The sequence below is a fragment of the Pseudomonas sp. Pseusp21 genome, assembly GCF_059492145.1.
In genome coordinates this window covers 1,485,166-1,505,859 of sequence record NZ_CP168520.1, presented here as the reverse complement: position 1 = coordinate 1,505,859, position 20,694 = coordinate 1,485,166, and the positions used below count along the sequence as shown (strand labels likewise).

Here is a 20,694-nt window from a genome sequence, read left to right as displayed (position 1 = left end):
CCCGTTTTTTATGGCGTGATTACCGGGTCAACTCACCCAGAATCCTGTGCGCAATCTTCACCCGCTCTCCATTCGGATAATTGCGGTTCGCCAGAATCACGATCCCGACTTTCTTCGACGGCACGAACGCGACATACGCGCCGTAGCCTGCGGTGGAGCCGGTCTTGTTCAGCAGCACGTTTGCCGGTTCAGGCTGTGGCGGGGTGAGCCAATTGACCTTGTGCGGTTCCATGGCCATTGGCGTCGAGTTGCCGTCCAGCAGGCGATCGAGGCTGATCGGGTAGGTGTAGCGTTCCCAGCCCAGGCCCTGGGTCATGTCGCCGACGGTGTAGTAGCCGGTGTGGGTGAGGGCGATGGCTTTTTGCAGAGGTGTTTCGAGTTTGTCGGTGTCGAGGTTGGCCTGGACGTATTGCAGCAGGTCGGCGGCGCTGGTTTTCACGCCGTAGGCTTCGGAGTCGAGGGCGCCGGGGCTGACTCGAACCGGTTTGTTGTTCTTGTCATAGCCTTGGGCGTAGAGCTTTTGTTCAGACGCCGGCACCGACAGGAAGGTGTGCTTGAGTCCGAGTTTCGGCAGCAGGGTTTCGGTCATGACCTGATTGAACGGCTGGCCGAGGCTTTTTGCGGCCAGGTAACCGAACAGGCCGATGCTCGGGTTGGAATACAGGCGATGACTGCCGGCCGGATACGTCGGTTTCCACTGTTGGTAATAGCCGAGCATCTTGTCGGAAGAATCCGCAGCATCCGGGAATTGCAGCGGCAGGCCCCCGGCAGTGTAGGTGCCCAGTTGCAGCAGACTGACGTGGTCGAAGGCGCTGCCCTTCAGCTCGGGCCAGTGCTGGCTGGCCTTGTCGGAGAATTGCAGTTTGCCGCTGGCCTGGGCGTAGGCGGCGAGGGTCGCGGTGAAGGTTTTGCTCACCGAACCGATTTCGAACAGGGTGTTTTCACTTACCGCTTGCCCGGTGCTTTTGTCGGCGACACCGTAATTAAAGTAATGCGCCTTGCCATCGACTGTCACGGCCACGGCGAGACCTGCGATGTCCTGTTGCTGCATGACCGGGGTCACGGTGGCCTTGACCAGCGCCTGCAACTGATCGTCGGTTGGCGGGGCGGCCAGGCAGGCGGCGGCGCTGAAGAAAAGTCCGAAAGCGCTGTAGGACTTGAGTTTATTCAGGTTGATCGAAGACATGCTTGAACCACTCTCCATGAGTGTTGATGGTGTTATCCCGCTACACTGCGAGCGTTTTCCGTCGGGCCGGCTGATCGGCGCCGCCAAATCTAGGCAGTCCGGCGTCTTTCGACAAACGATGAAAACTCGGACGAGCCATTAGAAAAATTTGGGACTTGGCATGATTCGACCTCAATTGCCCTTGAATGCGTTACGTGCCTTCGAAGCCTCTGCGCGTCATTTGAGCTTCACCCGCGCCGCCGTGGAGTTGTGCGTGACCCAGGCGGCCGTCAGCCATCAGGTCAAAAGCCTGGAGGCGCAACTCGGCGTGATCCTGTTCAAACGCCTGCCCCGTGGGCTGATGCTGACCGGCGAGGGCGAAACCCTGCTGCCGGTGCTGACCACGTCGTTCGATCATATCGCGCAGATGCTCGAGCGTCTGGCGGGCGGGCAATATCGGGAAATGCTCACGGTCGGCGCGGTGGGCACCTTCGCGGTGGGATGGCTGTTGCCGAGGCTGGCGGACTTTCAGGCGAAACATCCGCTCATAGATTTGCGGCTGTCGACCAACAACAATCGGGTGGACGTCGCCGCCGAGGGGCTGGATTACGCGATCCGCTTCGGTGCCGGGGCATGGCACGGTATCGAGGCGACCCGTTTGCTGGAGGCGCCATTGTCGGTGCTCTGCGTGCCGGAAATTGCCCGGCAACTGCATACGCCGGGGGATCTTCTGCAGCAGCGTTTGCTGCGCTCCTATCGCACCGATGAGTGGCCGGAATGGTTTCATGCGGCGGGGCTGGCAACCCATGCCGCGCCGCCCCAGAGCATCGTGTTCGACTCGTCGCTGGCGATGATGGAAGCGGCGTTGCAGGGCGGCGGGGTGGCACTGGCGCCGCCGTTGATGTTTGCCCGACAACTGGCGGCGGACCTGATCCGCCAACCCTTTGCCATCGAAATCACCACCGGCAGCTATTGGCTGACGCGCTTGCAGTCACGGCCGGAGACGTCGGCGATGGCTGCGTTCAGACACTGGTTGCTGGAGGCTGCGCAGGCCTAGCGCACCAGGCACGGCTTCTTGTTATCGAACGTCCAGCCCGGAATCAGAAACTGCATCGCCACGCTGTCATCCCGCGCGCCGAGCCCCATGCCTTTATAGAGTTCGTGGGCCTTGGCCACCTGATCCATGTCCAGCTCCACACCGAGCCCAGGCTTCTTCGGAACCTGCACGCAGCCGTCGACGATTTGCAGCGGTGCCTTGGTCAGGCGCTGGCCGTCCTGCCAGATCCAGTGAGTGTCGATGGCGGTGATGTCGCCCGGCGCGGCAGCCGCGACGTGGGTGAACATCGCCAGGGAAATGTCGAAGTGGTTGTTGGAGTGCGAGCCCCAGGTCAGGCCCCATTCGTGGCACATCTGCGCCACGCGCACCGAACCCTGCATGGTCCAGAAATGCGGATCGGCCAACGGAATGTCCACCGACTGCAGCTGAATCGCGTGGCCCATTTCGCGCCAGTCGGTGGCGATCATGTTGGTGGCTGTTTTCAAGCCGGTGGCGCGGCGGAATTCAGCCATCACTTCGCGGCCCGAATAACCATTCTCTGCACCGCACGGGTCTTCGGCGTAAGCGAGTACATGATGCTGGTCGCGGCACAGACGGATCGCTTCTTTCAATGACCACGCGCCGTTCGGATCGAGGGTAATGCGGGCGTCGGGGAAGCGTTCGGCCAGTGCGGTCACCGCTTCGATTTCGGCATCGCCGCTGAGTACGCCGCCCTTGAGCTTGAAGTCCTTGAAGCCATAACGCGCGTGTGCAGCCTCGGCCAGACGCACCACGGCGTCGGCGGTCATGGCTTTCTCGTGACGCACGCGGAACCAGTCGTTGTCGGCATCCGGTTCGCTGCGGTAGGCGAGGTCGGTTTCCCGGCGATCGCCCACGTAGAACAGATAACCGAGCATCTTCACTTCATCGCGCTGCTGGCCTTCGCCGAGCAAAGCGGCCACCGGCACGTCGAGGTGCTGGCCGAGCAGGTCGAGCAGTGCGGCTTCGAGTCCTGTGACCGCGTGAATGGTGATGCGCAGATCGAAGGTTTGCAGGCCGCGGCCGCCGGCATCACGGTCAGCGAAGGTCTGGCGCACCTGGTTGAGGATCTTCTGATACGTGCCGATCGGGCTGCCGACCACCAGACTGCGGGCGTCTTCGAGAGTCTGGCGGATGCGTTCTCCGCCGGGTACTTCGCCGACGCCGGTGTGGCCGGCGTTGTCCTTGAGAATGACGATGTTGCGGGTGAAAAAAGGCCCGTGGGCGCCGCTCAGGTTGAGCAGCATGCCGTCGTGGCCGGCCACCGGGATGACTTGCATCTCGGTGATGATTGGAGCTTTGGCGATGTCGTGTGCGGTCATTTGGCGTTGTCCTTTCAAGCGGATTCAGGCGTGTTTCGGCGCGGCATCGGCCACGGCGACGTCAGGTGCGGATTTGGGTGTCATGCGGGCGGCAAACACAATGATCGCGGCGATGATCGAGGTCGCGGCCAGGCCATAGAGGCCGCCCTGGATCGAACCGGTGTGTTGCTCCAGCAAGCCGAAGGTGGTGGGAGCGACGAAACCGCCGAGGTTGCCCACTGAGTTGATCAACGCGATCACGGCGGCGGCGATCCGTGCGTCGAGATAAGCCTGCGGAATCGGCCAGAACAGCGACGACGCGGATTTGAAACCCAGTGCGGCAAAGCAGATCGCAACGAAAGCGAAGATCGGCCCGCCGGTGGTGGACATGAACATCCCCGCCGCGGCGATCAACAGCGCCGTGGCGACCCACGCCTGCTGGTGTTTCCATTTGGCCGAGAACGAGGCGAATGCATACATGCCGATGATCGACAGCAGCCACGGAATCGAGTTGAACAGGCCGACCTGGAAATCGCTCATCTCGCCCATTTTCTTGATGATGCTCGGCAGCCAGAACGTCGCGGCGTAGATGGTCAATTGAATGAAGAAGTAGATCAGGCAGAACAGGATGATCTGGCGATCCTTGAGCAGTTTGCCCAGCGACGGCCGGATCGGGGTCGCAGCTTCGCGTGCCTTCTGTTCATCGTCGATGGCTTTGACCAGCGCATCCTGCTCGGCGCGGGTCAGCCACTTGGCGTCGTGGGGCTTGGCGTCGAGCCAGAACCAGACGAATACGCACAGGCCAACCGAGAACATCCCTTCAATGAAATACATCCACTGCCAGCCGTGCATGCCCAGACCTTCGATCTGCAACAGCAGACCGGACAACGGGCCGGAAATCAGCGAGGCCACGGCCGAACCGCTCAAGAAAATCGCAATCGCCTTGCCGCGCTCGGCCCCCGGCAACCAGCGGGTGAAGTAGTAGATCACCCCGGGAAAGAACCCGGCCTCGGCCACGCCGAGCAGGAAGCGCAGAATGTAGAAGTGGGTTTCGTTCTGGATGAACGCCATGCCGGCGGCCACCAGCCCCCAGGTGAGCATGATGCGGGTCAGCCAGATTCGCGCGCCGACCTTTTGCAGCAACATGTTGGAAGGGACTTCGAACAGCGCGTAACCGATGAAGAACAGACCGGCACCGAAACCGTAGGCCGCGGCACCGATGCCGAGGTCGTGTTCCATGTGGGTACGGACGAAGCCGATGTTCACCCGGTCAATGTAATTGACGATGAACATGATGACGAACAGCGGCAGGACGTGGCGTTTGACTTTGGCAATGGCGGAGGACAGCACCGAATCGGCGCCCTCGTTCATCCCGGCAATGGACGATTTCACTTGGTTTTCTCCCACTCGTTATTTTTATGCGGGGTGTATCTGGGTGTTGCGTTGTTGATAGACATCATACAACTAGATTTTTTTGTCCTACAAGCGGGAGTGCTCAATCAAATTTGTCTACGGGAAAGGGTTTTTATGCTTTTTCAGATTTTATGCGCCGTGTTTGTTGGCTTTTGTAGGGGGTTTGGCACGCGTAGTAGAGCGTTTTGTTCCAGTGCAAGTGGGGCGACTGCTCGGCGCAGTGGAAGATTTTCTAGCTAAAATTGAGTGTTGTCATACAAGTTAGATCCCGGAATTCATAGGAGCTCATACAAGTCATTGCCGCCAGTGCTACGATCGGTTTGCCCCGATCACCGGAACCGACCATGCAAGACGACCTCGACGCCCCCGCCCGTAAACGCGCGCACAACCTGGCCCACGACCTGGTGGAAAAACTGACCCAGAGCATCCTGCTCGGTCAGATGCTGCCCGGTGACAAGTTGCCGTCGGAAAACTCGATCGTTCAGGAACACGGCGTCAGCCGCACCGTCGTGCGTGAGGCAATTTCCAAATTGCAGGCGTCAGGGCTGGTGGAGACGCGACACGGTATCGGCACCTTCGTGATCGAACGTGCGCCGGAGCAGGGGCTACGGCTGAATGTCGACACAGCGCTGGGCGTGCGCAGCATTCTCGAATTGCGCATGGGGGTGGAGACGCAAGCGGCGGCGCTGGCCGCGCAGCGCCGAACCGAGCAGCAACTGGTGCAGATGCGTCAGGCGCTGGACGACTATCAGCGTCTATTGGCTAACAACGACAGTTGCGTCGAGGCCGACCGGCGCTTCCACTTGCTGATTGCCGAAGCCACCGGCAATGTCTGCTTCACCGAAATCATGCAACACCTTGGCAGCGCGATGATCCCGCGCACCCGGGTCAATGCGGCTGAACGCGGCGCGGTGGATTTGAGCAAGCTCGGGCAACTGGCGAATCTTGAGCATGAGGCGATCCTCAACGCGATCAAGCGTCAGGACCCGGACGCGGCGCGTGCGGCGATGTGGTTGCATCTGACCAACAGTCGAGACCGGTTTTCCGCCACGAGCTGAATGCCGCTGGTCTGTTCGATAGCACGCCTGGTGCGGCGGCACTTCCAACGAGTACGACCCGGATATTCCGGGCCTCATTCATTGAGGTGCAATCATGGCTGACGATACGCTGTTTCAGGGAGGCACGGCCCCAACCGACCCTACCCGCAAAGTCCCCGGTACGGATGAGCCGACGCTGGCCGATCACGAGATGCCGCCGGGCGTCATGCCCGGGCGCGACCCGTTGAGCGATGCCGACCGGCCAGAAGACTGGAAGGATCCGACGTCCGATGAAGACATGCCGCCGGCTGATGAGCCGACACCGCTGTCCGATGACAGGCGCTGAACAAAACCCGGCTGATTGCCGGGTTTTTTTGATGCTTTAATCAGCGCCGAGATCGCGCATCAACAACCCGAACCGCAAATCCACCGCATCCGGAATCGGCAGATACACCGTGTGCCCGTCCCCCAGCGCCACGTCGATGGCTTCACCTTTCAGGTTCTGCAATTCATGCAGATCAAAGTGGAAATTGCCCTTGGGCGTCATCAGTTCCAGGTGATCGCCCAGTGCAAAACGGTTCTTAACCTTGACCTCGGCCAGACGATCCCGACGTTCGCCGGTCAACTCGCCCACAAACTGCTGACGCTCCGACACCGAGCTGCCGTTCTGATAGTTCTGGTATTCGTCATGCACATGCCGGCGCAGGAAGCCTTCGGTGTAGCCGCGCTGGGCGAGGGATTCCAGATCGGTCATCAGGCTGCGGTCGAATTCGCGACCGGCCACCGCATCGTCGATGGCCCGGCGATAGACCTGGGTGGTGCGCGCGCAATAGAAGTGCGATTTGGTCCGGCCTTCGATCTTCAGTGAGTGCACGCCCATGCGGGTCAGGCGCTCGACGTGCTGCACCGCGCGCAGGTCCTTGGCGTTCATGATGTAGGTGCCGTGCTCGTCTTCGAAGGCCGGCATCAGCTCGCCAGGGCGGTTGGCTTCCTGCAACAGGAACACCTGATCGGTGGGAGCGCCGAGGCCGAGGGTCGGTTGCGGTTCGAAGGTCTGCACGATTTCGCCGAGCTGGTTTTCGCTGGTCTCCTGCGCCGAGTATTTCCAGCGGCAAGCGTTGGTGCAGGTGCCCTGATTGGCGTCGCGTTTGTTCATGTAACCCGAGAGCAGGCAGCGGCCGGAATAGGCCATGCACAGCGCGCCGTGGACGAACACTTCCAGTTCCATGCCGGGCACTTGCTCGCGGATTTCGCCGATCTCTTCCAGCGACAATTCACGGGACAGGATGATCCGACTCAAGCCCTGCTGTTGCCAGAATTCGACACTCGCCCAGTTCACCGTGTTGGCCTGCACCGAGAGGTGGATCGGCATCTGCGGGAAGTGTCGGCGCACCAGCATGATCAGGCCGGGGTCGGACATGATCAGCGCGTCCGGCGCCATCTCGATCACCGGCGCCAGGTCCTTGAGGAAGGTCTTCAGTTTGGCGTTGTGCGGCGCGATGTTGACCACCACGTAGAAGCGCTTGCCCTGGGCCTGGGCTTCACGAATGCCGAGCGCGAGGTTGGCGTGATCGAATTCGTTGTTGCGCACCCGCAGGCTGTAGCGCGGCTGGCCGGCATACACCGCATCGGCCCCGTAGGCGAAGGCGTAACGCATGTTTTTCAGGGTGCCGGCGGGGGCGAGCAGTTCGGGGGTGAAGGAGGTCGTCATGGCGGCGTCGGTCGCAAAAGCGCGGCAGGGTAGAGCAGTTGCGCCGAGGGTTTATTGATCTGGATCTATGCTCAATGAAGAAACAGGGCACTCGCGCTGACGCTGGCTGACTAAACGGGACGGGCGCGGGTGGCGCCTGACTGACCTGGACCGGACATGAACCAAAAGAGTCTGCAATTCAAATCCCTCACCGTGCTGCTGTTTCTGGTGACGGTCGCCTTCATCTGGATCCTGCTGCCGTTCTATGGTGCGGTGTTCTGGGCGGTGATCCTCGGCATCCTGTTCGCACCGATGCAGCGCCAGTTGCAACTGAAATTCGGCTGGCAACGCAACCTCACATCACTGTGTACCTTGAGCATCTGCCTGGTGATTGCGATCTTGCCGGTGATCGTCCTCAGTGTGCTGCTGGTGCAGGAAGGGGCGACGCTTTACGACAATATCGAAAGCGGCAAGCTCGATATCGGCGCTTATCTGGCGCAATTCAAGCACAGTCTGCCGCCTTACTTTCAGCACCTGCTCGACCGCTTCGGCATGGGCGAGCTGAATGCCTTGCGCGAGAAGATCGTCAAGGCCGCCATGCAGGGCAGTCAGGCGCTGGCGAGCCAGGCGTTCAGTTTCGGCCAGGGCACGTTCGAGTTCGTGGTGAGTTTTTTCATCATGCTGTACTTGCTGTTTTTCTTCCTGCGCGACGGCGCCGAACTGGCGCGCAAGGTGCGCACAGCGATACCGCTGGAGGAGCATCACAAGCGTCGCTTGCAGTTGAAGTTCAATCGCGTGGTGCGCGCCACCGTGAAAGGCAATCTGCTGGTGGCGATCACGCAGGGTGCGCTGGGCGGGGCGATTTTCTGGTTTCTCGACATTCCCAGTGCGTTGCTCTGGGCGGTATTGATGGCGTTTCTGTCGTTGCTGCCGGCGGTGGGCGCGGGGATTGTCTGGGTGCCGGTCGCGATTTACTTCCTGCTCAGCGGGATGATCTGGCAGGGCGTGGTGCTGGGGCTGTTCGGGGTGTTCGTGATCGGTCTGGTAGACAACCTGCTGCGCCCGATTCTGGTGGGCAAGGACACCCGGATGCCGGACTACATGATCCTGATCTCGACCCTGGGCGGGCTGGCGGTGTTCGGGCTGAACGGCTTTGTGATCGGGCCGCTGATCGCGGCCCTGTTCATGTCGAGCTGGGCGTTGTTCATCGAGAGCAAACCGAAAGTGCAGCTGCCTTAAGCCTTGAACGGGCCGTTGAGCAATTGTTGCGACAGTGCCTGCGCCGCCGGCAAGGACGTGAGCGGGCCGCTGACCGGCTCGCCGTCGCGCACCAGATACCAGCAGGCGAGCAGCCCCAGCTCTCTGAGCGATGCGGGAACGGCGCTGCCGACAACGGACATGATTTGAACCTGAGCCATGAAAAGTACCTCCATCAATCTGTGGAGCTACCTTAGGGAATTGGCCGTTTCAGGGACAATCAACGCTTTCGATAGTGGTCATTGACGCCGCTGAGGGCTGGCTCAATCCACCACTTGATCGAGCATGTGCACGATCTCGTGTTCGTTGAGAAAACCCTTGCGCACCAGGTTTTCCGCCAGCAACGAGAGAAATTTCGCCGTGCGGTGGCCTTCCAGGTGCTTGAGTTCGGTCAGGGCGTTGTAGACCTTGCTCGAGGTGCATAAACCGACGATGCGGTGCGGATTCTGTGTAGGCATTCAAGTCGTCCTTGTTGTTATCAACCTGTTGTTTGCGGACGGATTCAGAGTGCGGTTCCGTCATGACAAATAGATGACCGTTTGTGTTTTGCCCTTAACGGTCAAGTCCATCATGCCGACTTTAGCGGTTCAAACTGTCCTCACAGCGACCTTGGCGAGATTTTTTCAGACCCTGGCCGACGAACGGTCGGCTTTCCCGAAGGCAATAAAAAGCCCCGCGATCAGGCGGGGCTCTGGGGACTGGTTACCAGCGCGGGCCACCGTAGTAGTGTGGCCGGCCGTAATAACCGCGCGGTGGGCCGTAATACACCGGGGCCGGTTGGACGTAGACCGGTTGCTGCACATAGACCGGGGCCGGCTGGTAATAAACCGGTGGCGGCGGTTGCTGGACATAGACCGGCGCCGGTTGAGCGTAAACAGGCTGCTGGACGTACACCGGCCGATCCTGGTTGATGAGCGCCGAGCCGATGATGGCCGAGCCGACGATCGCACCAAATACCGCCGGGCCCTGCCAGCCACCGCCGTGGGCTTCTGCCTGACCCGTGATCGCGAATGCACCAATCAACAAGGCCACGATGGGGAGTTTACGAATCATGATAATTCCTCGGTTCTTCGACCCGGCGTCCGAACCTGCAACAGGCCCGGAATGGCGCGGGGATACTTCTAAGACAGCAACATTTTGAAAAACAGCACGGCCGCCAGGTAAATTTTGTGTAAGGTCTGTACCGGTTTGTTTACCGAGCTTGCGGCATCGACCGTGATGCCCGGAACAGACCGCCTTATGATCGTTCAGAACCCGATGGCCTGGCTAATCCCGTCCATCCGAAAGTGCATTCGAAGGAGCCTCCCATGCAGATGAACCCCAACAAAGACACCCAATTGTGCATGTCCCTGTCTGGGCGTCCCGGGAATTTCGGTCTGCGTTTTCATAACCATTTGTATGAACAACTGGGCCTGAATTTCTACTACAAGGCCTTCAGCAGCCAGGATCTGCCCGGTGCGGTCGGCGGGATCCGCGCGCTGGGGATTCGCGGTTGCGGGGTATCGATGCCGTTCAAGGAGGCGAGCATTGCGCTGGTTGATGAACTGGACGCCTCGGCGGCGGCGATCCAGTCGATCAACACCATCGTCAACACCAACGGTCATCTCAAGGCCTACAACACCGATTACATTGCCATCGCTCAGTTGCTGGAAACCCACGCGGTGCCAAAGGACTCGACTTTCGCCCTGCGCGGCAGCGGCGGCATGGCCAAGGCTGTGGCCAGTGCCTTGCGCGATGGCGGTTACAAGAACGGTTTGATCGTCGCCCGCAATGAGCGCGCCGGTCGGGCGCTGGCGGACTCGCTGGGGTATCGCTGGCAGGCGGAGCTGGGCGACGAGCGCCCGCAGATGCTGATCAACGTGACCCCGGTGGGCATGGACGGTGGCCCGGAAGCGGGTCAACTGTCGTTTGAGGTGGATGTGATCAAGTCTGCCAACACCGTGTTCGATGTGGTGGCGATCCCCTCGGAAACCCCGCTGATCGTGCGCAGTCGTGCCGAAGGCAAAAAGGTGATCACCGGGCTGGAAGTGATCGCGATCCAGGCGCTGGAGCAGTTCGTGCTGTACACCGGCGTGCGGCCGACGGTTGAGCAGTTCGATGCGGCGGTGGCGTTTGCCCGCAGTTGATGGAGCCTAAGCAACGGCATATCCGCCCGGATTTGCCGTTGCCTATACTGCCGGATCAGCAAGCACAGACTTGCCCATCACAAAAAGCCGAGGTTTGCATGCATCCGCCCATTCTCAACCTGAATGACGTCGAACTCGAACCGCTTCCCGAATCATTGGCCCCCGAAGGCGAAACCGCTGGGCGTTATCAGCAACGCTTCGCCCGGGTCGGCCAGCAACTGGGTGCGCAGAAACTCGGTTATCGGCTGTATGCGTTGCCGCCAGGCATGCGCGGCAGTCCGTTTCACAGTCATCGGGTCAATGAGGAAATGTTTTACGTGGTGGCCGGGGAAGGGGAAGTGCGCCTCGGTGCCGAACGTTTCCCGATACGCGCCGGGGATGTGATCGCTTGTCCGCCGGGCGGCCCGGAAGCGGCGCACCAGATCATCAACACCAGTGCTGCGGAACTGCGCTATCTGGCGGTCAGCACTCAGCAGCAACCGGAAATCTGCGAGTACCCGGACTCGAACAAATACGCGGTGATGGACAACTTCAGCATCGATGCCGAGGGCAACGCCTCAGGATTCGTGGCGGTGGCGCGGCAGGCGGACGGGCTGGATTACTGGGACGGCGAATAACACCGTCCCCGGTGCACTTATTCTTCGAGACGGGCCAGACGCTCTTCCAGCGCCGCAATCCGCGCTTCCAGCTCTTCGATGCGCTCCAGTGACACGCCGCTGGCAGCGCCGCGATCGCTCGGGTTCTGCCGCGCCGCGATAATCGCCTCGATGTCCGCCGGATCGCCCAGCGCGTGGGTGTAACGATCTTCACGCTGACCGGGCTGACGCGGAATCAACACCGCCAGCTCCCGGGCGATCAGGCGTTCCAGCTGATGCACCACTTGTTCGGCGTCTTCAAACTCATGCATTCGACCGCTGCGGGTCAGCAGTTCGTTGACGGTCTGCGGGCCGCGCAGGAACATCAACCCGGTCAGGATCAATTGCGCCGGCACCAGCTCCAGTGCCTTGTCGACCTTATGCTCCCAGCGGTCCGCGCGGCTGCCCATCACCAGTTTGGTGAAGCCGCGGCTTTCGAGGGCGCGCAGGCTCTGGCCGACCTGGCCCTGAGTCAGGTTCATCACTGGCTCCCGGCTGGTTTTCTGGTTGCAGGCCAGCACCAGCGCGTTGAGGGTCAACGGGTAGGTTTCCGGGCTGGTGGCCTGTTTCTCGATCAACGAGCCCAGAATGCGGATTTCCGTAGCGTTGAGCCGTGGTTCGTCGGAGCGGGTTTCAAATTCTGTGGTCATCGCGCGTTCCCTCTGCAGTCGAAGGCGCCTAGCCTAATCCTTGCTGGATAAAAGACAAGCCGCGCCGCCATGCGAGCATGGCTATAATCGCCCCCACGATTCAACCAGCCACCACGTGAGACAGCCATGACCATTTCCCTATACGCCGCATCCGTCCCGGTTTTCCAACAAATGCTCAACGCCGTGAGCGATGTGCTGAAAAAGGCTGAAGCCCACGCCACCGAGAAAAACATCGACCCGAACGCCTTCCTGCAAGCGCGTCTGTACCCGGACATGTTCCCGCTGGTGCGTCAGGTGCAGATCGCCGTGGACTTCGCCAAAGGCGTTTCCTCGCGTCTGGCCGAAATCGAAATTCCGAAATATGACGACACCGAAACCACCTTCGCCGAGCTGCAAGCGCTGATCGCCAAGGTTCTGGCCTTCATCGGCGAGATCAAGCCAGAGCAGATCAATGGCAAGGAAGGCATCGAGATCGTGACCCGTCCGGGCACCCCGAAAGAGAAGCGCTTCAGCGGCCAGGCTTATCTGCTGAGTTACGGCCTGCCGCAGTTCTTCTTCCACGTCACCACCACCTACGCACTGCTGCGTCACAACGGTGTGGAAGTGGGCAAGCGCGATTACATGGGCGCGTTCTAAAACGTTCTGCAACAAAAAGCCCGCCAAGGTTTACGCCTTGGCGGGCTTTTTGTTGCGCCGGGTTTTTACGCCGGACGCTGGGCTTTCTGCTCTTCGCCCAGGCACGCGGCGGCGGTGAACAGCACGTCGGTGGAGGAGTTCAGCGCCGTCTCGGCCGAATCCTGCAGCACGCCAATGATGAAACCGACGGCCACCACCTGCATGGCGATTTCGCTCGGGATGCCGAACAGGCTGCACGCCAGCGGGATCAACAGCAGCGAACCACCGGCCACGCCCGAGGCACCGCAGGCGCAGATCGCAGCGACGACGCTGAGCAGGATCGCGGTCGGGATGTCCACGGCGATACCCAAGGTGTGCACGGCGGCGAGGGTCAGCACGGTGATGGTGATCGCCGCGCCGGCCATGTTGATGGTGGCGCCGAGCGGGATCGATACCGAATAGGTGTCTTCATGCAGGCCCAGGCGCTTGCTCAGTTCCAGATTGACCGGAATGTTCGCCGCCGAGCTGCGGGTGAAAAACGCAGTGATGCCGCTTTCACGCAGGCACTGGAGCGTCAGCGGGTACGGGTTGCGGCGCAGCTTCCAGAACACGATCAGCGGGTTCATCACCAGCGCCACGAACAGCATGCAGCCGAGCAGTACCGCCAGCAGGTGCGCATAACCGATCAATGCGCCAAACCCGGAGGTGGCCAGGGTCGACGCTACCAGACCGAAAATGCCCAGCGGTGCGAAGCGAATCACGACCCGGACAATCAGCGTCACGCCATTGGACAGATCGCCCAGCACTTCGCGGGTGGTGTCGCCGGCGTGCCGGATCGCCACGCCCATGCCGATGGCCCAGGCCAGAATGCCGATGAAGTTGGCGTTCATCAGTGCGCTCACCGGGTTGTCGACCACGCTCAGCAACAGGCTTTGCAGCACTTCACTGATGCCGCCCGGCGCGCTTACGGCGATGTTGTCAGTGGACAGCACCAGATGCGACGGGAACATCATGCTGGCAATCACCGCGACCACGGCAGCGGCGAAGGTGCCCAGCAGATACAGGAACAGAATCGGCCGGATGTGGGTTTCCTGGCCGTGCTTGTGGTTGGCGATCGAGGCCATGACCAGCACGAACACCAGGATCGGCGCCACGGCTTTCAGCGCCGAGACGAACACTTTGCCGATGAAGGCCGTGCCTTTGGCCGCTTCCGGCGCGAACAGCGCGAGGGCGATGCCGGCAATCAGGCCGATCAGGATCTGGGTGACCAGGCTGAGGCTTTTAAGACGTTGCAATAGAGAAGGGGATGAAGCGGTCATGAACGGCATCTCTGTTTTTATAGGGTGCAAGGTTGCGTGATCCGGGCGATTGATCGGGGGCAGGCCACGGACACAAACCGAAAGGACTGACGCGCCAGACACGCCGTTAAACGGGTGGCTGAACAGGGTGTACGTTTTGCAGGGCGCGGACTTTATCACAGCGTCGTCCGGATCCTTCAGACCTGTGACGATCTGCCACCCGATCCCTCTGTAACTTAGACAGGTTTGTGCAAGTCACCCGGGAAACACTCTGTTAAGATTGCGCATCCTTATTTTCAAGTTCTGCCAGCGGGCCCCTCGGGTCAACGCTGGTGTCGTCGTTTTGCTGGAGTTCCTCATGCTGTTGCCCATCCTTCTGTTGTCCGCCGCCGGGTTTACGGTGCTGACCACGGAGTTCGTCATCGTCGGCCTGCTGCCGGCGATTGCCCGCGATCTTGCTGTCACCATCCCGCAGGCCGGGCTGCTGGTGACTCTGTTCGCGTTCACCGTGGCGATGTTCGGTCCATTCTTGACCGCCTATTTCGCCCGCTTCGAGCGCCGCAAACTGTTCATCACCATCCTGATCATGTTCGGCCTGGCCAATACCGTGGCGGCATTGGCGCCGAACATCTGGGTCATGGCCATCGCCCGGCTGATCCCGGCGCTGGGGTTGCCGGTGTTCTGGGCGCTGGCCAGTGAAACGGCGGTGGATATCGTCGGCCCGGACTTCGCCGGTCGCGCCATCGCCAAGATCGGCTTCGGCATCGTCTGCGCCACCGTGTTCGGCATTCCGGTCGGCACGCTGATTTCCGATGCGTTCGGCTGGCGCAGTGCGTTCGCCATTCTGGCGGTGATCGCGTTCGCCAAGGCGCTGCTGCTGTTTGTCTATCTGCCGAAAACCAGCCTGCACCAGCATCAGGTCAGTTTCGCCTCGCAGTTCAAGATCCTGCGCAGCCCGTTGATGCTCGGCCATGTGTTGCTGTCGATCCTGGTGTTCAGCGGCATGTTCACCGCCTACACCTATCTGGCGGACATCCTCGAACGTCTGGCCGGCTTCAATGGCACCGTGGTCGGCTGGTGCCTGATGGGCTTTGGCGCGGTCGGTCTGATCGGCAACTCGCTGGGCGGTCGTGCGGTGGATCGCCATCCGCTGATGGCCTCGGTGATGTTCTGCGCGTTCATGATTCCCGGGATGGTGGCGCTGGTGCCTAACATCAATTCGTCGCTGGGTCTGGCGGCGGCGATGGGCATCTGGGGCGTGACGCAGGCGGCGCTGTTTCTGGTCAGTCACGTGCGCTTGATGAAAGCCGCACCGGAAGCGCCAGCCTTTGCCGCCTCGCTGAACATTGCCGGGGCCAACCTCGGGATTGGTTTGGGCGCGATCATTGGCGGTCGAGTGATCGACAGCGCCGGCCTGGGTTTTGTGGGTTTCGCCGCTGCCGGGTTCATTCTGCTGTCGATTTTCCTCGCCATGGTGCTGATGGTGCTCAAGCCGCGCGACGTCTGCGCGCCGGCTTAAAACGCTGTAAACAGCTCGCGTCGGGCACCTTCGGTAATCGCTTTGATGCCGGGGTGCTTGACCTTGCGCTCCACCGAGATCGCGTAAAACGACTCGCTCACCGCATCGGTCTGGCCGATCAACTCGACGCCGTACTGGCGCTTCACCTCATCGGCAATCACGCTCGGGCCGATGAAAATCCCGCTGCCGGACTGGCCGAACGCCTGCATCAAGGCGCTGTCATCGAACTCCCCGACAATCCTCGGCTGAATTTGCTGCTCGGCGAACCAGCGCTGCAAACGGCTGCGCACTACGGTTTCCGCGCCGGGGATCAACAGCGGCGCACCGTGCAGGCTGTGAGGGAAATCCTGACCGTATTGCGCGGCCAGTTCGGCGGTGGCAAAGAAACTGATCCCGCATTCCCCGAGTTTCTGGCTGTAGCCCTTGATGTCCAGGTGCGAGGGCATCGGGCTGTCGGAGATCACCAGGTCCAGGCGCTGGATCGCCAGATCCGCCAGCAGGCGCTCGAGTTTGTCTTCGCGGCAGGTGATGCGCAGCGGTTCGCTCAATTCCATGGTCGGCGCGATCAGGCGATAAACGATGGATTTGGGCACCACGTCCGCCACGCCGACCCGGAACAGGATCTGCTGTTCGTTGGGCTGGGCGCGCAGCATCAGCTCCAGTTCACCGCCCAGCTGGAACATCTGCTCGGCGTAGGGCAGGGCCTGACGTCCGGCTTCGGTGAGCTCTAATTGCCGGCCGACTCGTTGAAACAGCTCGATGCCGTAGGTCTGTTCGAGCAGGGAAATCTGCCCGCTGATGGTTTGCGGCGTCAGGTTCAGTTGCTCGCAGGCGCGCACGATGCTGCCGGTCTTGGCCACCACCCAGAAGTAATGCAGTTGTCGGTAATTGAGCATGGGGTTCGATCCGTCAAATACAGTTCGTATAAATCGAAGTATAGCCGCTAAAAATACGAATTTTCCTGAAGTGTTTGTCTCCCTAGAATGCCCAGCCATCGACGGCCGGTCTGTACGGCGCTGTCTGTTCTATCGAGGGAAGCATCATGAAACTAAAAACTACGGCGTTACTGATCGCGTCTTTACTGGTACTGGCCGGTTGCGACCAGGCCGAAAAGAGCGCCCAGCAACTGATGGGGCAGGCGGCTGAAGCGGCCAAGCAAGCCATCGATGACACGCACAAAGCCGCCGAGCAGGCGCTCAGCGATGCCACCGGCAATCTGATCAGCAAGAAAGAACCGAAAGACGACGAAGAAAAATCCGAATCGTCCTCCCAGGAAATCTAAACCGTCTTACACAGAGTCAGGACTGACCCATGGAATACCTGTTAGAACTCGCTTCCAGCCCGACCGCATGGATTGCCTTGGCCACACTGGTGGTGATGGAAATCGTGCTCGGCATCGATAACCTGATCTTCATCTCGATCCTGACCAACAAGCTGCCCGAGCAGTACCGGCAGAAAGCCCGTCGTCTGGGGATCGGCATGGCGCTGATCATGCGTCTGGCCTTGTTGAGCACCATCGCGTTCATCGTTCAGCTGACCGCGCCGGTCATCGAGATCCTCGGCCACGCGTTCTCCTGGAAGGACATGATCCTGATCGCCGGCGGCCTGTTCCTGTTGTGGAAAGCCACCACGGAGATCCATCACAGCATGGACCCGGCACCTGAAGATCCGAAGACCGCGACGTCCAAGGTGACCCTGGGCTTCGCCGCCGCCATCGGGCAAATCCTGATGCTGGACATGGTGTTCTCGATCGACAGCATCATTACCGCTGTCGGCATGACCGAACACTTGCCGATCATGGTGATTGCGGTTGTTGTCTCGGTATTGGTGATGCTGTTTGCGGCTGATCCGCTGGCCAAGTTCATCAACGACAACCCGACGGTGGTCATGCTGGCTCTGGGCTTCCTGATCATGATCGGTATGACGCTGATCGCCGAAGGCTTTGGCGCCCACGTACCGAAAGGTTATGTGTATGCCGCCATGGCGTTCTCGGCTGCGATTGAAGTGCTGAACATGATGTCGCGCCGCGCCAAGCAGAAGAAACTGACTGCCGAAGCGTAATCGTTGGAAAAGCAAAGGCCGCCTGAACTCGCGAGAGTCCAGGCGGCCTTTTTGTTTGTATCGGTTACGGAAAGTCAGTGCGCGGTGGCGTGACGGGCGTCGTGTTTCTCGATCTTCCGGGTCGGTGCAGGTTGAACCGGGTGGTGATGGCGGCGGGAAATCCGCAGTACGCCCCACAACATGGCGGCGGCAACGGCCAGCCAGCCGGCAATCAGCATTACGATGGTCATGGTCAGGCTCATCTGTGCCTCCTCTTTGCCCTGCGTCGGGCTAACGCTCTTTGGCTCTTCTCTGAATGACAGTCTAGTCGCTGGTGTGTTTCAGGCTATTGACCAAAGGTCGGTGGTGATCAATCAGTTCGCTCTATGCAGCCGATGGATCTGCCGTTTTGGGCTATACCGCAGCGTGACGCCGTCCTATGATCCTCGACCAAGCCGGAACACGATGACCGGTAACTGATCAAGAGAGTGATGATGGTGCAGCTATTTTCCCGGATTCGCGCGGCGCTGCTGGTGGCCGGTTGCGTGACAGCATTGGTGGGGTGTGCGGGCAGTGTGGCGCCGGAGGTCAAGCGCCTGCCTGAACGGGTCGAACTCAGTGGCACCTTCTATCGCGGTGAGGCCTATCAAAGCGGGCCGCAAGTGCTGGCCAGTCTGCTGTCGCAGCAGGGCATCGTGATCACGCCGGGTCTGCTGGAAAAGCCGCTGCATTTGCCCGGTGCCGAGGACAAGCTGCAACAGAATCTGCAAAACCTTGCCCGTGAATACGGCATGGTCGTGTATCCGCTGGATAGCAATCTGCCGGCGCTGCTGGCTCAGGTGGCGGCCGGGTATCCGGTGATGGTGCGTTTCAGCGAGGGTTCGGCGTTTTGGGCGGAGCCGCGTTACGCGATCCTGTCCGGCTACGATCGCTTGAAGCAGAAGGTGCTGCTGCGCGCCGGGATGAATCGCCGTGAATTGATGAGCTTCAGCTCGTTCGAGTCGGCCCTGGAAAAATCCGGAGGCTGGGCGGTGTTGATCCAGAAACCGACGCAGATTCCGGCGGCGGTCGATCAACAGCGCTGGCTCAAGGCTGCCGACGCACTGGCGCAAGCCGGGCAGGAGCGGGAAGCGGCGCAGGCGAGGAAGGCGCTGGCGGCGCATTGAGGTTCCGTTCGTCGCCTGTCGGGCACCCTGATGGAGGATGCGCTTCTGAACTGTAGCGTCCCGTGTTTTTCGGGCCAGTATCAGGAGGCGAACATGGCAATTCCAACTTCACCCACTGGGCCGCATTCTTCCGAGCATGGCAGCGGCGACGACCTGGGCTTTGATCCGGACTCGCCTGATCTGGACGATCCGCAAGTCGATCCCATCGGCCCGGCGAAGGCGCCGAAGGATGTGCAGCCGGGCGACGATCCCAAGCGTCCGGCCAAGCCTTACGATCCCTTGGCTGATCTCAAGCCTTGAAGCGAGGTGCGTATGAGTACCGATTCGAGTTTCGACGACCACAAACCTGACAGTGTGCCCACCACGCCTGAGCCGGAAGTTGATCCGGTGCTGGATCCAGACAGCCCCATGCGGGATCCGCTGGCGCGTCCAGCGGTGGTCACGCCAGAGCATTCGCGCGACCCGAGTGCCGGTGACGGCATTCCCGATGACGACAAGATGCCGTTGCCAAACGACTGAGTGCATAAATGAAAAAGCCCCGACGATTCGGGGCTTTTTCATGGGGGACGGATTACTTGGACGCTTCGATCACGCCGCTCTGGCGACTCTTGAGGTTTTTGTCGGCCTTGTATTGCTGAGCCACGGCTGGGACGTTGGCACTCTTGCCGGTTTCCACCCAGCTGCGGATGCGGCTGGCATCGGCGAAGTGAGTGTATTTGCCGAACGCGTCGAGAATCACCAGGGCAACCGGACGGTTGGCCATGCGGGTCACCAGCACCAGACAGTGACCGGCAGGGTTGGTGAAACCGGTTTTGGTGATGCGGATATCCCAGTCGGCCTTGTTGACCAGGTGATCGGTGTTGCGGAAACCCAGGGTGTAATTGGGTTTACGGAACGAAACGGTCTTTTCCTTGGTGGTGGTCAGCTCGATGAGCAGCGGCTGTTTATGCGCAGCCACCAGCAACTTGCTCAGGTCGCGGGCGGTGGAGACGTTGCGCTCGGACAGGCCGGTGGGTTCGACAAAGTGCGTGCTGGTCATGCCCAGCGCCTTGGCCTTGGCGTTCATTGCGGCGATGAATGCCGCGTAACCACCCGGATAGTGGTGGGCCAGGCTGGCGGCGGCGCGGTTTTCCGAGGACATCAGGGCAATCAGCAGCATCTCCCGGCGGGGCAGTTCGCTGCGCAGCTTGACGCGGGAAAACACGCCTTTCATTTCCGGCGTGTGGCTGATGTCGACGTCAATCCATTCGTCCATGTTCTGGTGTGCTTCGACAACTACCAAACCGGTCATCAATTTGCTCACGGAAGCGATGGGCACCACCACGTCCGGGTTGCTGGAATAAATGACTTTGTTGGTCTGCAGATCCATCAGCAGGGCGCTGCCGGAGGCAATCTTCAATTGCGAGGCGTCTCGAGGGGCAGCGGTGGTTTCGGCGGCGTTGACCGTTGGCGTGAGGAGCGTGCCTGAAAATGCAAAAACCAGGCTCAGGATGGACAGACGAATATTCACGCGGGCGAACTCATGAAGGTTGGAAATGCCGTTCTTTGTAACGGCCTGTGTCGTAAAAACGACGCATTGTAGGAGTATGGTTGAAGAACTGTCGATGGTTGTCCGCCAGGCATGAAAAAGTCGTGAAAAGCCCTGTAAAAATAGGGGTTTCCGGCGAACGGTAAAGGTTTTTTCGAGGGCATGAAAAACCCCGCACA

25 protein-coding genes are annotated in these 20,694 nt (G+C 60.5%); 13 read left to right on the top strand and 12 right to left on the bottom strand.

The features are described from left to right. Nucleotides 1-19: 19 nt before the first annotated feature. Nucleotides 20-1,186 (bottom strand): class C beta-lactamase, encoded by a 1,167-nt coding sequence (gene ampC / locus ACEN93_RS06730; RefSeq protein WP_495611210.1) that lies wholly within the window; start codon nt 1,184-1,186, stop codon nt 20-22. A 160-nt stretch (nt 1,187-1,346) separates the two neighbouring features. Between ampC and ACEN93_RS06725 the strand changes: the two genes are divergently transcribed. After that, a complete protein-coding gene (locus ACEN93_RS06725; protein ID WP_039767644.1) occupies nt 1,347-2,222 on the top strand; it encodes a LysR family transcriptional regulator in 876 nt (291 codons plus the stop codon). On the opposite strand, the gene gudD is transcribed toward ACEN93_RS06725, so the two are convergent. Then, nucleotides 2,219-3,562, bottom strand: coding sequence for a glucarate dehydratase (gene gudD, locus ACEN93_RS06720; RefSeq protein ID WP_085608310.1), 1,344 nt, complete (start codon nt 3,560-3,562; stop codon nt 2,219-2,221). The genes ACEN93_RS06725 and gudD overlap by 4 nt on opposite strands. Nucleotides 3,563-3,586: 24 nt before the next feature. After that, entirely contained in the window at nt 3,587-4,933 is a 1,347-nt protein-coding gene (locus ACEN93_RS06715) for an MFS transporter (RefSeq protein ID WP_011335053.1), read from the bottom strand. A 365-nt stretch (nt 4,934-5,298) separates the two neighbouring features. On the opposite strand from ACEN93_RS06715, the gene ACEN93_RS06710 reads away from it, so the two are divergent. Both ACEN93_RS06710 and ACEN93_RS06705 read left to right on the top strand, forming a co-directional pair. Further along, the gene (locus tag ACEN93_RS06710; RefSeq protein WP_163975909.1) at nt 5,299-6,012 is read left to right on the top strand and encodes a FadR/GntR family transcriptional regulator; all 714 of its coding nucleotides are present in this window, start codon (nt 5,299-5,301) and stop codon (nt 6,010-6,012) included. Nucleotides 6,013-6,106: 94 nt separating this feature from the next. Beyond that, the gene (locus tag ACEN93_RS06705; RefSeq protein WP_163975907.1) at nt 6,107-6,337 is read left to right on the top strand and encodes a hypothetical protein; all 231 of its coding nucleotides are present in this window, start codon (nt 6,107-6,109) and stop codon (nt 6,335-6,337) included. Nucleotides 6,338-6,373: 36 nt separating this feature from the next. Here ACEN93_RS06705 and trhP read toward each other — a convergent pair whose 3' ends face one another. Next, on the bottom strand, nt 6,374-7,702 hold the full coding sequence (gene trhP, locus ACEN93_RS06700; RefSeq protein WP_495611209.1) for a prephenate-dependent tRNA uridine(34) hydroxylase TrhP: 1,329 nt from the start codon (nt 7,700-7,702) through the stop codon (nt 6,374-6,376). Between the two features lie 156 nt (nt 7,703-7,858). Between trhP and ACEN93_RS06695 the strand changes: the two genes are divergently transcribed. After that, nucleotides 7,859-8,920 carry an AI-2E family transporter gene (locus ACEN93_RS06695; protein WP_085667496.1) on the top strand — a complete coding sequence of 354 codons (1,062 nt, stop codon included), beginning with the start codon at nt 7,859-7,861 and terminating at the stop codon, nt 8,918-8,920. Here ACEN93_RS06695 and ACEN93_RS06690 read toward each other — a convergent pair. The 3 genes from ACEN93_RS06690 to ACEN93_RS06680 all read right to left on the bottom strand — a co-directional run bounded on the left by ACEN93_RS06690 (nt 8,917) and on the right by ACEN93_RS06680 (nt 9,991). Further along, nucleotides 8,917-9,099 (bottom strand): hypothetical protein, encoded by a 183-nt coding sequence (locus ACEN93_RS06690; RefSeq protein WP_007951581.1) that lies wholly within the window; start codon nt 9,097-9,099, stop codon nt 8,917-8,919. The genes ACEN93_RS06695 and ACEN93_RS06690 overlap by 4 nt on opposite strands. Nucleotides 9,100-9,201: 102 nt before the next feature. Continuing rightward, nucleotides 9,202-9,396 (bottom strand): hypothetical protein, encoded by a 195-nt coding sequence (locus tag ACEN93_RS06685; protein WP_007951579.1) that lies wholly within the window; start codon nt 9,394-9,396, stop codon nt 9,202-9,204. 244 nt (nt 9,397-9,640) lie between these two features. Continuing rightward, nucleotides 9,641-9,991 carry a hypothetical protein gene (locus ACEN93_RS06680; RefSeq protein ID WP_007951578.1) on the bottom strand — a complete coding sequence of 117 codons (351 nt, stop codon included), beginning with the start codon at nt 9,989-9,991 and terminating at the stop codon, nt 9,641-9,643. A gap of 254 nt (nt 9,992-10,245) precedes the next feature. On the opposite strand from ACEN93_RS06680, the gene ACEN93_RS06675 reads away from it, so the two are divergent. Both ACEN93_RS06675 and ACEN93_RS06670 read left to right on the top strand, forming a co-directional pair. Beyond that, the gene (locus tag ACEN93_RS06675) at nt 10,246-11,064 is read left to right on the top strand and encodes a shikimate 5-dehydrogenase (RefSeq protein ID WP_495611208.1); all 819 of its coding nucleotides are present in this window, start codon (nt 10,246-10,248) and stop codon (nt 11,062-11,064) included. A gap of 98 nt (nt 11,065-11,162) precedes the next feature. Beyond that, nucleotides 11,163-11,681: a cupin domain-containing protein gene (locus tag ACEN93_RS06670; RefSeq protein ID WP_085667497.1), complete on the top strand. Its 519-nt coding sequence runs from the start codon at nt 11,163-11,165 to the stop codon at nt 11,679-11,681. Between the two features lie 17 nt (nt 11,682-11,698). Here the strand turns inward: ACEN93_RS06670 and ACEN93_RS06665 are convergent, their stop codons facing one another. Continuing rightward, nucleotides 11,699-12,349 carry a YceH family protein gene (locus ACEN93_RS06665; RefSeq protein WP_085667498.1) on the bottom strand — a complete coding sequence of 217 codons (651 nt, stop codon included), beginning with the start codon at nt 12,347-12,349 and terminating at the stop codon, nt 11,699-11,701. 126 nt (nt 12,350-12,475) lie between these two features. Between ACEN93_RS06665 and ACEN93_RS06660 the strand changes: the two genes are divergently transcribed. Next, nucleotides 12,476-12,985 carry a DUF1993 domain-containing protein gene (locus ACEN93_RS06660; RefSeq protein ID WP_007951572.1) on the top strand — a complete coding sequence of 170 codons (510 nt, stop codon included), beginning with the start codon at nt 12,476-12,478 and terminating at the stop codon, nt 12,983-12,985. A 65-nt stretch (nt 12,986-13,050) separates the two neighbouring features. Here ACEN93_RS06660 and sstT read toward each other — a convergent pair whose 3' ends face one another. Next, nucleotides 13,051-14,283 (bottom strand): serine/threonine transporter SstT, encoded by a 1,233-nt coding sequence (sstT, locus tag ACEN93_RS06655; RefSeq protein ID WP_064600897.1) that lies wholly within the window; start codon nt 14,281-14,283, stop codon nt 13,051-13,053. A gap of 337 nt (nt 14,284-14,620) precedes the next feature. Here sstT and ACEN93_RS06650 point away from each other — a divergent pair, with 337 nt between their 5' ends. Then, entirely contained in the window at nt 14,621-15,781 is a 1,161-nt protein-coding gene (locus ACEN93_RS06650; RefSeq protein WP_007951570.1) for an MFS transporter, read from the top strand. Here the strand turns inward: ACEN93_RS06650 and nhaR are convergent. Next, nucleotides 15,778-16,677 carry a transcriptional activator NhaR gene (gene nhaR, locus ACEN93_RS06645; protein WP_115078541.1) on the bottom strand — a complete coding sequence of 300 codons (900 nt, stop codon included), beginning with the start codon at nt 16,675-16,677 and terminating at the stop codon, nt 15,778-15,780. The two genes, ACEN93_RS06650 and nhaR, sit on opposite strands and share 4 nt — an antisense overlap. 146 nt (nt 16,678-16,823) lie before the next feature. Between nhaR and ACEN93_RS06640 the strand changes: the two genes are divergently transcribed. Together ACEN93_RS06640 and ACEN93_RS06635 are read left to right on the top strand one after the other, a co-directional pair. Further along, the gene (locus ACEN93_RS06640) at nt 16,824-17,063 is read left to right on the top strand and encodes a hypothetical protein (protein WP_039767627.1); all 240 of its coding nucleotides are present in this window, start codon (nt 16,824-16,826) and stop codon (nt 17,061-17,063) included. A 29-nt stretch (nt 17,064-17,092) separates the two neighbouring features. Next, nucleotides 17,093-17,842 carry a TerC family protein gene (locus tag ACEN93_RS06635; protein WP_039767626.1) on the top strand — a complete coding sequence of 250 codons (750 nt, stop codon included), beginning with the start codon at nt 17,093-17,095 and terminating at the stop codon, nt 17,840-17,842. Nucleotides 17,843-17,916: 74 nt separating this feature from the next. Here ACEN93_RS06635 and ACEN93_RS06630 read toward each other — a convergent pair whose 3' ends face one another. Beyond that, on the bottom strand, nt 17,917-18,084 hold the full coding sequence (locus ACEN93_RS06630) for a hypothetical protein (protein WP_007951566.1): 168 nt from the start codon (nt 18,082-18,084) through the stop codon (nt 17,917-17,919). A 231-nt stretch (nt 18,085-18,315) separates the two neighbouring features. On the opposite strand from ACEN93_RS06630, the gene ACEN93_RS06625 reads away from it, so the two are divergent. The 3 genes from ACEN93_RS06625 to ACEN93_RS06615 all read left to right on the top strand — a co-directional run bounded on the left by ACEN93_RS06625 (nt 18,316) and on the right by ACEN93_RS06615 (nt 19,506). Next, the gene (locus tag ACEN93_RS06625; protein ID WP_085667499.1) at nt 18,316-18,987 is read left to right on the top strand and encodes a peptidase C39 family protein; all 672 of its coding nucleotides are present in this window, start codon (nt 18,316-18,318) and stop codon (nt 18,985-18,987) included. Nucleotides 18,988-19,080: 93 nt separating this feature from the next. Next, complete coding sequence (locus ACEN93_RS06620) at nt 19,081-19,287, top strand: DUF6021 family protein (protein ID WP_039767621.1); 207 nt, start codon at nt 19,081-19,083, stop codon at nt 19,285-19,287. Between the two features lie 12 nt (nt 19,288-19,299). Further along, the gene (locus ACEN93_RS06615) at nt 19,300-19,506 is read left to right on the top strand and encodes a hypothetical protein (protein ID WP_039767620.1); all 207 of its coding nucleotides are present in this window, start codon (nt 19,300-19,302) and stop codon (nt 19,504-19,506) included. A gap of 52 nt (nt 19,507-19,558) precedes the next feature. Here the strand turns inward: ACEN93_RS06615 and pbpG are convergent, their stop codons facing one another. After that, nucleotides 19,559-20,497 (bottom strand): D-alanyl-D-alanine endopeptidase, encoded by a 939-nt coding sequence (gene pbpG, locus ACEN93_RS06610; protein WP_011335039.1) that lies wholly within the window; start codon nt 20,495-20,497, stop codon nt 19,559-19,561. Nucleotides 20,498-20,694 lie beyond the last annotated feature (197 nt).

Bases quoted from the DNA above. Each gene is read 5' to 3' on its own strand.
- ampC (WP_495611210.1), bottom strand. From the start codon at position 1,186: ATGTCTTCGATCAACCTGAATAAACTCAAGTCCTACAGCGCTTTCGGA.
- ACEN93_RS06725 (WP_039767644.1), top strand. From the start codon at position 1,347: ATGATTCGACCTCAATTGCCCTTGAATGCGTTACGTGCCTTCGAAGCC.
- gudD (WP_085608310.1), bottom strand. From the start codon at position 3,562: ATGACCGCACACGACATCGCCAAAGCTCCAATCATCACCGAGATGCAA.
- ACEN93_RS06710 (WP_163975909.1), top strand. From the start codon at position 5,299: ATGCAAGACGACCTCGACGCCCCCGCCCGTAAACGCGCGCACAACCTG.
- ACEN93_RS06705 (WP_163975907.1), top strand. From the start codon at position 6,107: ATGGCTGACGATACGCTGTTTCAGGGAGGCACGGCCCCAACCGACCCT.
- trhP (WP_495611209.1), bottom strand. From the start codon at position 7,702: ATGACGACCTCCTTCACCCCCGAACTGCTCGCCCCCGCCGGCACCCTG.
- ACEN93_RS06695 (WP_085667496.1), top strand. From the start codon at position 7,859: ATGAACCAAAAGAGTCTGCAATTCAAATCCCTCACCGTGCTGCTGTTT.
- ACEN93_RS06690 (WP_007951581.1), bottom strand. From the start codon at position 9,099: ATGGCTCAGGTTCAAATCATGTCCGTTGTCGGCAGCGCCGTTCCCGCA.
- ACEN93_RS06685 (WP_007951579.1), bottom strand. From the start codon at position 9,396: ATGCCTACACAGAATCCGCACCGCATCGTCGGTTTATGCACCTCGAGC.
- ACEN93_RS06680 (WP_007951578.1), bottom strand. From the start codon at position 9,991: ATGATTCGTAAACTCCCCATCGTGGCCTTGTTGATTGGTGCATTCGCG.
- ACEN93_RS06675 (WP_495611208.1), top strand. From the start codon at position 10,246: ATGCAGATGAACCCCAACAAAGACACCCAATTGTGCATGTCCCTGTCT.
- ACEN93_RS06670 (WP_085667497.1), top strand. From the start codon at position 11,163: ATGCATCCGCCCATTCTCAACCTGAATGACGTCGAACTCGAACCGCTT.
- ACEN93_RS06665 (WP_085667498.1), bottom strand. From the start codon at position 12,349: ATGACCACAGAATTTGAAACCCGCTCCGACGAACCACGGCTCAACGCT.
- ACEN93_RS06660 (WP_007951572.1), top strand. From the start codon at position 12,476: ATGACCATTTCCCTATACGCCGCATCCGTCCCGGTTTTCCAACAAATG.
- sstT (WP_064600897.1), bottom strand. From the start codon at position 14,283: ATGACCGCTTCATCCCCTTCTCTATTGCAACGTCTTAAAAGCCTCAGC.
- ACEN93_RS06650 (WP_007951570.1), top strand. From the start codon at position 14,621: ATGCTGTTGCCCATCCTTCTGTTGTCCGCCGCCGGGTTTACGGTGCTG.
- nhaR (WP_115078541.1), bottom strand. From the start codon at position 16,677: ATGCTCAATTACCGACAACTGCATTACTTCTGGGTGGTGGCCAAGACC.
- ACEN93_RS06640 (WP_039767627.1), top strand. From the start codon at position 16,824: ATGAAACTAAAAACTACGGCGTTACTGATCGCGTCTTTACTGGTACTG.
- ACEN93_RS06635 (WP_039767626.1), top strand. From the start codon at position 17,093: ATGGAATACCTGTTAGAACTCGCTTCCAGCCCGACCGCATGGATTGCC.
- ACEN93_RS06630 (WP_007951566.1), bottom strand. From the start codon at position 18,084: ATGAGCCTGACCATGACCATCGTAATGCTGATTGCCGGCTGGCTGGCC.
- ACEN93_RS06625 (WP_085667499.1), top strand. From the start codon at position 18,316: ATGGTGCAGCTATTTTCCCGGATTCGCGCGGCGCTGCTGGTGGCCGGT.
- ACEN93_RS06620 (WP_039767621.1), top strand. From the start codon at position 19,081: ATGGCAATTCCAACTTCACCCACTGGGCCGCATTCTTCCGAGCATGGC.
- ACEN93_RS06615 (WP_039767620.1), top strand. From the start codon at position 19,300: ATGAGTACCGATTCGAGTTTCGACGACCACAAACCTGACAGTGTGCCC.